11 protein-coding genes are annotated in these 9,089 nt (G+C 33.8%); 9 read left to right on the forward strand and 2 right to left on the reverse strand.

Going from position 1 to position 9,089, the window contains the following annotated elements; translation table 11 throughout:
* Positions 1 to 131 precede the first annotated feature (131 nt).
* From Q0Y70_RS08650 to Q0Y70_RS08690, 9 genes are all read left to right on the forward strand, one after another.
* Positions 132 to 821: a histidine phosphatase family protein gene (locus Q0Y70_RS08650; protein WP_297819851.1), complete on the forward strand. Its 690-nt coding sequence runs from the start codon at positions 132 to 134 to the stop codon at positions 819 to 821.
* Positions 822 to 898: 77 nt separating this feature from the next.
* Positions 899 to 1,783, forward strand: a complete 885-nt coding sequence (locus Q0Y70_RS08655) for a cation diffusion facilitator family transporter (RefSeq protein ID WP_297819854.1) — start codon at positions 899 to 901, stop codon at positions 1,781 to 1,783.
* 8 nt (positions 1,784 to 1,791) lie between these two features.
* Complete coding sequence (locus tag Q0Y70_RS08660; RefSeq protein WP_297819857.1) at positions 1,792 to 1,998, forward strand: hypothetical protein; 207 nt, start codon at positions 1,792 to 1,794, stop codon at positions 1,996 to 1,998.
* A 17-nt stretch (positions 1,999 to 2,015) separates the two neighbouring features.
* On the forward strand, positions 2,016 to 2,222 hold the full coding sequence (locus tag Q0Y70_RS08665) for a hypothetical protein (RefSeq protein ID WP_297819860.1): 207 nt from the start codon (positions 2,016 to 2,018) through the stop codon (positions 2,220 to 2,222).
* 12 nt (positions 2,223 to 2,234) lie between these two features.
* Positions 2,235 to 2,918, forward strand: coding sequence for a 2,3-diphosphoglycerate-dependent phosphoglycerate mutase (locus Q0Y70_RS08670; RefSeq protein WP_297819863.1), 684 nt, complete (start codon positions 2,235 to 2,237; stop codon positions 2,916 to 2,918).
* 96 nt (positions 2,919 to 3,014) lie between these two features.
* Positions 3,015 to 3,950: an AAA family ATPase gene (locus tag Q0Y70_RS08675; protein WP_297819865.1), complete on the forward strand. Its 936-nt coding sequence runs from the start codon at positions 3,015 to 3,017 to the stop codon at positions 3,948 to 3,950.
* 96 nt (positions 3,951 to 4,046) lie between these two features.
* Positions 4,047 to 5,015: an ABC transporter substrate-binding protein gene (locus Q0Y70_RS08680; protein WP_297819869.1), complete on the forward strand. Its 969-nt coding sequence runs from the start codon at positions 4,047 to 4,049 to the stop codon at positions 5,013 to 5,015.
* The gene (locus tag Q0Y70_RS08685) at positions 5,015 to 5,758 is read left to right on the forward strand and encodes an ABC transporter ATP-binding protein (RefSeq protein ID WP_297819872.1); all 744 of its coding nucleotides are present in this window, start codon (positions 5,015 to 5,017) and stop codon (positions 5,756 to 5,758) included. Before Q0Y70_RS08680 ends, Q0Y70_RS08685 begins: the two co-directional genes overlap by 1 nt.
* Complete coding sequence (locus Q0Y70_RS08690) at positions 5,743 to 6,498, forward strand: ABC transporter permease (protein ID WP_297819875.1); 756 nt, start codon at positions 5,743 to 5,745, stop codon at positions 6,496 to 6,498. The genes Q0Y70_RS08685 and Q0Y70_RS08690 overlap by 16 nt, the downstream gene beginning before the upstream one ends.
* A 48-nt stretch (positions 6,499 to 6,546) precedes the next feature.
* Here Q0Y70_RS08690 and Q0Y70_RS08695 read toward each other — a convergent pair whose 3' ends face one another.
* Entirely contained in the window at positions 6,547 to 7,503 is a 957-nt protein-coding gene (locus tag Q0Y70_RS08695) for a UbiA family prenyltransferase (RefSeq protein ID WP_297819879.1), read from the reverse strand.
* Positions 7,504 to 7,602: 99 nt separating this feature from the next.
* Positions 7,603 to 8,952, reverse strand: coding sequence for an aminopeptidase C (gene pepC, locus Q0Y70_RS08700; RefSeq protein WP_297819882.1), 1,350 nt, complete (start codon positions 8,950 to 8,952; stop codon positions 7,603 to 7,605).
* Positions 8,953 to 9,089: the final 137 nt, after the last annotated feature.

Here is a 9,089-nt window from a genome sequence, read left to right on the forward strand (position 1 = left end):
TTGTAATTCCGTGAAACACAAAATGTGGTGGCTATTTTTAAAAGTGTTGCATTCATCAAATAATCTGATATTATTGAAATAATGAATTACAAATATCGCGTGAAACAATAAAATAGAAAGGAAAGATGTCGATGTCAACTGAAGTTTATCTAATTAGACACGGAGAAACAATGTTTAACCAATTGAATAAAGTTCAAGGTTGGTCGGATTCTCCATTAACAGTTAAAGGAATTAACGACTTAAAAGTAACTGCTCGAAATTTATCACAGGTCCACTTTGATAAAATGTACAGCTCAGACCTAAAACGTGCAATTGATACTGTACACTTGATGAAAGATTTTAACGAAGTATCTGAAATAGGTAAGATTAAAAAATTACCAGCTTTCAGAGAAGTTTTCTTTGGTGCTTTTGAAGGTGACGATATTGATGAAACTTGGAAAAAAGTTGCTGTAGCTGGTGGACTTAAGCCAGAAACAAATGTTGATAAGATTATTGACCAATTAGGTATCTACAATTTTAGAGAAGCCACTAAAAAGGCAGATCCTCGTCATTTAGCTGAAAATAGCGAAGAATTGGACGAAAGGATGGATCAAGCTGTAGAACAATTAGCTCAAGAAACTAAAGGCTTAGGTAGAATTTTAATCGTCTCTCACGGCGATTTCATCAAGACTTTAGCTATTAAATACTGGAACAAATCTAACGGCTCTCATGTTATTGCCTTCCCTGAAAATGGTAGTGTAACTCGCGGCATTATTCATGATAATGGGAAATTTGAGATTGTGGATTATAATATTAAAAATACTGAATTAGTAAATCTTTAAAATATCTTCGTTCCCAAAACGGGGATATTTTTTATTTCGCCTATGTTAAAATTTTATTGGTAAGGAGTAAATAATCCATGCGAGATAAAACATCGGTTAAATTTGTTATAGTTACTTTTTTGAATTTTGTTATTACTATTGCGGAAATCTTGGGAGGGATTTTCTCAGGATCTTTAGCACTTTTATCAGATGCTTTGCATAACTTGGGCGATACAGGGGCGATTGTTTTATCGTTTATTGCTCATCTAATTAGTAAAAAGGATAAAAATAAAAACAAAACCTTTGGGTATGAAAGAGCCGAAACTTTAGCAGCGTTTACCAATGGCATAATTTTAATTGTCATCTGTGTGTTTTTATTTATTGAAGCATGCATGCGTTTTGCCAAGCCTGAACCAATTAAAGGCAATTTGATGTTGATTGTGGCTGTAATTGGTTTAGCAGCTAACATAATTTCAATGCTCATTATGCACCAAGACTCCAAGAAGAATCTAAACGTTAAGTCAACTTTTATTCATATGCTTTCAGATGCACTATCTAGTGTAGTTGTAGTTGTTGGGGCGTTAATTATTCGTGCCTTTGGATGTGACTGGCTTGATCCAGTATTGACTATTTTAGTGTCTGCCTTTATTTTGTATGAAGCAGTCAAAGTTACGCTCAATGCCGCTAATGTGTTAATGGAGTCTAATCCAAGTATTAATTTGGAAGAGGTAAAGAATTTGATGCTTGCTCTTCCAGAAATTGAAAACGTCCACCATGTTCACTTGTGGAAATATTCAGACAGCATGACAATGTTAGATGCGCACATTAATGTACCGACTACTTTAAAGGTTAGTGACCTAGAAAAAATTTATACAGATGTCCAAGAAAAACTAGAGCCGTTAGGCATCAACCACATTACTTTACAAGCTGAATGTAAACGTGGCATAAAAGAAAAAATGATCGTAGTTGGAAAAGATGATTAGGTAAATTTATGAAAATAGGTATTTGGTCAATTATCATCGTCATTTTGATGGGAATTTGGGATTTATATTTAGCCTATCAAAGATGGCCCAAAGCTGCTGATAAACAAAAAGCTTCAAATAAAAACATTAAGCCAAATAAAACAGCTGCGAAAGCTTTTTTGATTTTAGGTGTGATTTTTACTATTGGTGGTATAATTGCCCTATTTTGGCATTGAGATTATAGAGGAAAGTTATGAAGGTTAGTATTTGGACAGCAATAATTTTAATTATTGTGGGTTTATATGATTTATCAATTGTATATAATCGTCGAGATCAGCTAAATAAAAAAGTAATCGGTAATTCAGTAATTCTTAAAAAAAGAAGAAATGTTTTACTAGCTTTTTTGGTTGTAGGAATCATTTTAACTTTGGCTGGTATTATTTTGTTGTTTGTACACTAGGTGGTAGTAAAATTGGTAAAGCTTGTATTAGTTAGACATGGTGAAAGTATCGCTAATCGCGATAATGTTTATACTGGCTGGAATGATGTGGCTTTGAGTGCTAAAGGAATTGAGCAAGCTAAGTCAGCAGGCTTAAAAGTAGAAAAGATTCCAGATTTTGTACCTACTCATATCCATACTTCTGTTTTGTCACGTGCTATCATCACAGCCAATATAATTGCTGATATCTGCGATTTTTTATATTTGCCGATTACTAAGACCTGGCGCCTCAATGAACGCCACTATGGAGCTTTAAGAGGCATTAATAAGGATGTATCACGCAAAGTTTTTGGCCAAAAGCAAGTCTTAAAGTGGCGCCGAGGATTTGACAGCGTTCCGCCATTATTAGCCCAGCCGGTTCAAGATCGACGTTATAAGGGTTACGATATGCGCCTTATGCCACAAGGTGAAAGCTTACATCAAACCCAAAAACGATTAATGCCATATTATATTGATCATATTGCGCCACAACTTTTAGCTGGAAATGATCAATTAGTCGTAGCGCATGGCTCTAGTTTGCGTGCTCTTATAAAAAAACTAGAAGATATTAATGATCAAGATATTGTTAAATTAGAAGTTCCAAATGCTCAACCAATTGTTTACACTTTTGACTCTAATTTGCAGATTATAAATAAAGAAATTTTGTATAAAGACTAAGCATTCTTTTTTATTAGGTCGTTCTGAGCGTGATTTTATGGTAGAATTTTTTACGAGTATATTTAATTGATCTTAAATAATAGTTTGGAGAAAATTATGCGTAAAATATTCTTACTTCGAGGAGCACCTGGCTCGGGAAAGTCCTCATTTATTGCGCGCCATCATTTGCAACCTTACGCAATTTCTCGTGATCAAATTCGTTTATTATTAGCTGATTTAACTGTATATTACGAGAAGGGTACTGATACCTTACACCAAGTTATTCCGCGCCATGTGACTGTTCGTACACAGCAATTGGTTGATAACTTAGTAGAGCACAAGATGGCCAATGGGGAAACTGTAATTGTCGATGGAACCCATATCAGTCTTGATCAGATTGAACATTTTAAACCTTGGGTAGATAAGTATCGATATGAATTATTTGTAGTAGATTTAATGCAGAATAACACATTACCTAGTTTGCTTAGAAGGAATCAAACTAGAATGCATTACGACTGGGTTAAACCGGAAGTTGTAAAAATGATGTATGAAGAATATGAAAAGCATCCAGAGGTTCCTGACTGGGCTTATAAGATTCTTCCTACCGGAATGGAGAGGGCATTAGATCAAAAAGAAAAGAATCTCGATCATTTTTCACATGTGATTTGTATTCCTGACAAGGTTAAAGCTGAAGATTTTCCACATGTGCATATTTCAAATTTCTATTTTTCATTCAATGATGAATTTAACAAAAAATTCGGAACATATCACAATGTAATTTCTTTGGGTAAGACCCCTCAAGAAGTTGTAGAAGATTTTAAACTTCCATATTTCGTATTTAAATTCCATCATAAGCATTTCTTAATTTCGGCATATCCGATTAGAAATGAAATGCTTGACCCAATCAGAAAAGTAAAAGGGGTTTGGTCATACTCAACAGGGCTTTATAATTTGGCTGACTTTGTTAAGGAATTTCCAGAAAATTCTACACAACATGTTCACCAATTTAATTTAAGCAAAATTGATCCTACTCGTTTATTACATATTTGGTAAAGGTTGCAGCCTCTGGCTGTAGCCTTTTTATCTTGCCGTTGTATAGAAAAAGTGTGATACTTGAAAAGTAATAAGTTAATTTATTGGAGGACTAAAATGAAATTTAAACGAGTAATTATGCCGGTAGTATTGATTTTGGGAGTACTTTCTTTAGTAGTTGCATGTTCTCCTAAAGAAAGCAAAAACTCTAGTACTTCAACTAGCAGCCAAGATGCAAAAACAACGAAAATCACTGTTGCAACGATGGCTGCCCCAGATAGTGCACCTTTATATGTTGCTGTAGATAAAGGCTATTTTAAAAAGCAAGGCTTAGATGTCAAGCTCAATTTATTTAAAGATCCTAATAAACGTGATGCAGCTACAAGTGCAGGTCAAGCTGATGCTGCAGTTGTAGACTTTACATCATTTACCTCTTATATGCGTAGTAAAAAGCCTGATTGGAAGTTAATTACTCAATTAACTGGTCGATTTGGAGTGGCTATTCCTAAAAATTCTGACATCAAGTCAGTAAAGGACTTGAAGGGTAAAAAAGTTGCCAACATGGCGCGTCAAGTTACGTCTTATTACATGTATAAAACTTTAAAGCAAAATGGCGTTAACCCTAAAGATGTTGATCAGGTAAATGTGCCTCAAATTCCGCAACGTTTAGAAATGATTAAAAACAATCAAGCTGCAGCAGCTGTTTTACCTCAAACATTTTTAACGATGGCTAAAGTTCAGGGATGCAAGATTTTGACACAAAGTGCTCCTAACTTCCAAGTAACTGCTTTAGCAGCTAAGGGTAAATTGTTAACTGATAAAAATGTAAGAGATAAATTTTTGAAGGCTTATAACCAAGCTGTCGATGAATTAAATGAACATCCCCAAGTGCTTACTGAGGTAATGGAAAAAGATCTATCTCTACCTGCTCCAGTTGCTAAAGCTGCTCCAAAAGAATTCCCTCGCTATAACAAAACTAAGACTCCAAATGTTGATACTATGAAACAAGTATTGAAATTTGCTAAAGAAGAAGGATTCTTTACTAAGAAAGTAAATCCATCAGATTATATTGTTCCAGTCAAATAATGCTTACATTAAAGAACGTATCTATTAAACGTAATAACAAACTTATACTTGAAAAGATCAACTTAAATATTAACAACAATTCGACAACAGCGGTGATCGGACCTTCTGGAATAGGGAAGACCACACTGATTTCAGCCATTTGTCAGCTAATTCCGTATCAGGGATCAATTTTATGGAATGAACAAAAGCTCAATTTGCAAAAACAAACTATCGCTTGGGTTCCACAAGATTTTGGATTATTACCTTGGTTTGATGTTCATAAAAATATTTCCCTGGGAATAAAAATTAGAAATAAGGCTAAATTAGATTCAGAAAACCAGCAAGCAATTAAGCGTATTGAAAATAAGCTTCAATTAACTGATATTATCCATAAATTTCCTAATGAATTAAGCGGTGGGCAAAAACAAAGGGTAGCTTTAGCTAAAGCTTTTTGCTTAAAGCCAGATATTTTATTGTTGGATGAACCTTTTTCGGCACTAGATACTGTAGTTAAGCAAACCGCAGAAAATCTATTGCTAAAGCAATTATCCAATTCACAGATTACCACATTGATGATTACCCACAACCTAGAAGAAGCGCTGATTTTTAGTGATAATCTATTTATCTTGGCTCATAAAACGGGGCAATTGAGACAAAATCCATTAAAAGAAATCGCTCCTAAAGATCGTCGAGAAAATGAAAAATTTGCCCAAATTTTAACTAATTTGCAAAAGGAGGTAATTGACCTTTGGCGCGTAGAATAAAAAATTTGCTGATTGCAATTATTATCCTTAATATCATTTGGTATGTGATCGCCCTTGCTATCAATAAAGATATTTTGCCTAATCCTTTTTCAGTATACGCAATAATACCAAGTCTATTTAGAGAAAATATCGGTTTAGATATTTATGCGTCAGTATATCGAGTATTTTGGGGATTATTATCAGCTACTGCTGTTGGAGTGATTATTGGAATTATGATTGTACGTTTGCCCAAATTCGGTAGGATTGCTAATCCGATGTTGTATTTTTTATATCCAATCCCTAAAATTTCTTTACTACCAATATTGATGTTATTTTTGGGTTTAGGAGAAAAATCGAAAATCGGGATGCTTTTTTTAGCAAATGTATTTCAGGTAATCGTTTCAGTGAGAGATCAAGTCAGACAAATACCCAGTGATTTATACAACAGTTTAGATGTGTTAAAAGCAAGTCATTGGCAAATTTTTAAATACGTCACTTGGCCTGCGTCGATTGCAGGAACTTTATCGGCCGTTCGTATTGAATTGTCAGCTTCCTTTGCAATTTTGTTTATGACTGAAGTTTATGGAACGCAAGTTGGGCTGGGATATTATATCATGGATGAATGGTCCAAGATGGAATACACCAAAATGTATGCTGGGATTGTGATCTTAAGTATTGTAGCTTTTATCTTGTTTATTATTTTAGAAATTTTAGATACTCGTTGTAATCGCTGGCGTAAAAAGGCAGACCCATTATTTTAAAGAAAAACCAGAAGATAGAATTTCAACTATCTTCTGGTCTTTTTTGTTTTAAAAATGGATTATTGCTCCAACAAAGATTGTAGCTGCCTGCACGGCAATGAAAAGCTTATAGTTTTGTAAGGATAATGGAAAAGTCTTAGATTTATTGGGGTGAGCAATAAATGCTTTAATATTTTTGTGAATCTTGGGAAAAGTCAATAATGTTAACAATGACAAGATAGGCGCCATCTTGAAGATGACTGCAATAATAATGCAAATAAAAGGAATATAACCAAAGAATTGGTAAAGCCAATTAGCTTTGAATCTGCCAAAAACTACTGGTAAAGTAGCACGTTCATTTCTTTTGTCAGCTTCAACGTCAGATAAGTTATTAGCTAACATGACATTAGAATTGTAACAAATTGAAGGAATACAAATTACGATTAACGCTAATACTGTCGTTAAAGAACCATTTAAGCTGAAAGTCCAGTCGCCATTGTTTAAACGTAAAAAGTTTAAAGTCATAATTTGCTTGTAATTATCATTGACGTAAGCAAATAAGAAAGGCACTCCCATTCCCTGGGCAATACCACATATAAATTCCCCAATCGGCATTCTAGATATAGGAAAAGGACCAGAGGTGTAAGACAAAACGATTAAAAATAGCAATCCACCCGCGAAAAATAAAACCCAATTTGTTCTAAAACAGAGCCATAATCCTAAAATCGCAGAAATTATCAATAATACCGTAATATAAGTAAACGCTAGAGGGAGAGAAATATTTTCTTTAACGATGACGCTATCAGCTTTACTTTGTTCATCTTTTGCAAGGATATAGTCCATAACATTGTTGATAGCAGTAATCATATTATCTAAGATCATTTCACTAATAAAAAATATAATAGAATTAAGTAAATTCCAGTGATTAAAATAAAAATAAATAAAAGCTGCACCTAAGGCATATGCGTAAATTGAAAGTGCAGAAGTTTGAATTTCAACAAATTTAAAGTACTTTTTAAGTGACATTAAACTATTCCTCCAAGTAGTTGTTCATAAAAAGTATACACCAATATAAAAAAATAAAGATAGCTTGGTTAGCTATCTTTATAAAGCGAAATATAAGAATTAATTATCAAATGCTAAAGCACCCATTGGATCCCATGGAAGCAATTGAATTGGATCATGTTTTCCTTCATCAAAGGCTTTTTTAAGATCTTCTGGTAAGTATTTCTTGTTGATAACTGCTTGGTAAACAAATGAATCAAACCAAGAATCACTCATCACAAAGTATCCCTTAAATCCAGGTTTATCACCCCAAGAGTTTTCGATTTTCCACTTAGTTGGTTTACCATCAACAATATCTACACCAGTGATTACCATTGCGTGGTCCATCATACTTTCGCCAGAATCAAGCATTTGAGCTTTAGTCATTTTGAAGTCAACGTCAAATAATTGATCTCTTTTGTAGAGATTGGTATCCAGCAATCCTGCACGACGTTCAGAATCTTTGACCACATTTGATCCAAACCAAACAACTTCACCATTTTTTAATTGTTTGATAATTAGGTCTTTCATTTCATCAACTTTTAAGTTAAGGTGACGAACTTGGCGCCCGCCAACAACATTGCCGAGGTATTCAACAGAAAATACCTTGTGGAAAGGTTTGTCGTCAGTTGGTGCATTAATTGTGGAAATATGATTTTCTAAGTCCATACCTACATACTTATCAAAGAATTCTTTAGGGGTGATATCTTTGTCGATGTGGTAGTTCTTATCATCGTCACGGTATTCAAAATTAAATTTTTTAGGTGGAAGACCTAAAGAAGTTGCCAAAATGCGGAAGACATCATTAAGCATTTCATTTTTACGTGCTTCAATTTCATCTTCACTCTTACCTTTATTTACCAGTTCACGTAATTCTAATCCATCTTTGCGAAGTAAGGTATTTAAAGTGTCGTTTAAAGCATTTGAACTGGTTGCATTGGCTGTTTCTGGATAAACGCTCTTTGGTACGATACCATATTTTTCAATAATGCCGCAGAGCATATCCCATTGACCACCATCTTGTTGTGGAGTAGTAAACAAGAATGAAACTTTGCGATCGCCAAGATCTTTGTCAGCAGTAGCAATTACATTTTCAAAGAACCAGTTTGACTTTTCAAATTTATCCCAGAAGTTAGTGTAGTTTTGAGATAATTCGAAATCCTTTAAATTGAATTTCTTTTGTAATGGGTGACGCATAGTGTTTAGTGCACTAAACATCCAGCAGCGACCAGATTGCTTTTGGTCAGCTGGCTTTCCAGTTTCAATTTCGATAGAAAAAGTTGGATCAAGATCAATTTTTGTTTGTAAGTTTTGACTTGCTTTAAAAATCCCATTTTCTTGGGCTGCGTGACTAGCAACGTTAAAAACAGGATGATTATTTAAATCTTGTTCAAATTTTGAAATAGTATCTTGTGATATTTCCTTACTCATAAAATGCCTCCTAAAATAAGGTTATACAAACCATTGTATACTATTAAAAAATTTAAGTCTATCTCATCTAAATTTAAAAATAAAAGTAGATAATTTTGGTGTAATAAAAGTAGAGATGTTCTTAAAAAACACTAAAT

The organism is uncultured Lactobacillus sp. (genome assembly GCF_947367085.1).
Lineage (GTDB): Bacteria > Bacillota > Bacilli > Lactobacillales > Lactobacillaceae > Lactobacillus.

What these genes read in the sequence shown, in the direction of transcription:
- Q0Y70_RS08650 (WP_297819851.1), top strand. Translation starts at nt 132, where the DNA reads ATGTCAACTGAAGTTTATCTAATTAGACACGGAGAAACAATGTTTAAC.
- Q0Y70_RS08655 (WP_297819854.1), top strand. Translation starts at nt 899, where the DNA reads ATGCGAGATAAAACATCGGTTAAATTTGTTATAGTTACTTTTTTGAAT.
- Q0Y70_RS08660 (WP_297819857.1), top strand. Translation starts at nt 1,792, where the DNA reads ATGAAAATAGGTATTTGGTCAATTATCATCGTCATTTTGATGGGAATT.
- Q0Y70_RS08665 (WP_297819860.1), top strand. Translation starts at nt 2,016, where the DNA reads ATGAAGGTTAGTATTTGGACAGCAATAATTTTAATTATTGTGGGTTTA.
- Q0Y70_RS08675 (WP_297819865.1), top strand. Translation starts at nt 3,015, where the DNA reads ATGCGTAAAATATTCTTACTTCGAGGAGCACCTGGCTCGGGAAAGTCC.
- Q0Y70_RS08680 (WP_297819869.1), top strand. Translation starts at nt 4,047, where the DNA reads ATGAAATTTAAACGAGTAATTATGCCGGTAGTATTGATTTTGGGAGTA.
- Q0Y70_RS08685 (WP_297819872.1), top strand. Translation starts at nt 5,015, where the DNA reads ATGCTTACATTAAAGAACGTATCTATTAAACGTAATAACAAACTTATA.
- Q0Y70_RS08695 (WP_297819879.1), bottom strand. Translation starts at nt 7,503, where the DNA reads ATGTCACTTAAAAAGTACTTTAAATTTGTTGAAATTCAAACTTCTGCA.
- pepC (WP_297819882.1), bottom strand. Translation starts at nt 8,952, where the DNA reads ATGAGTAAGGAAATATCACAAGATACTATTTCAAAATTTGAACAAGAT.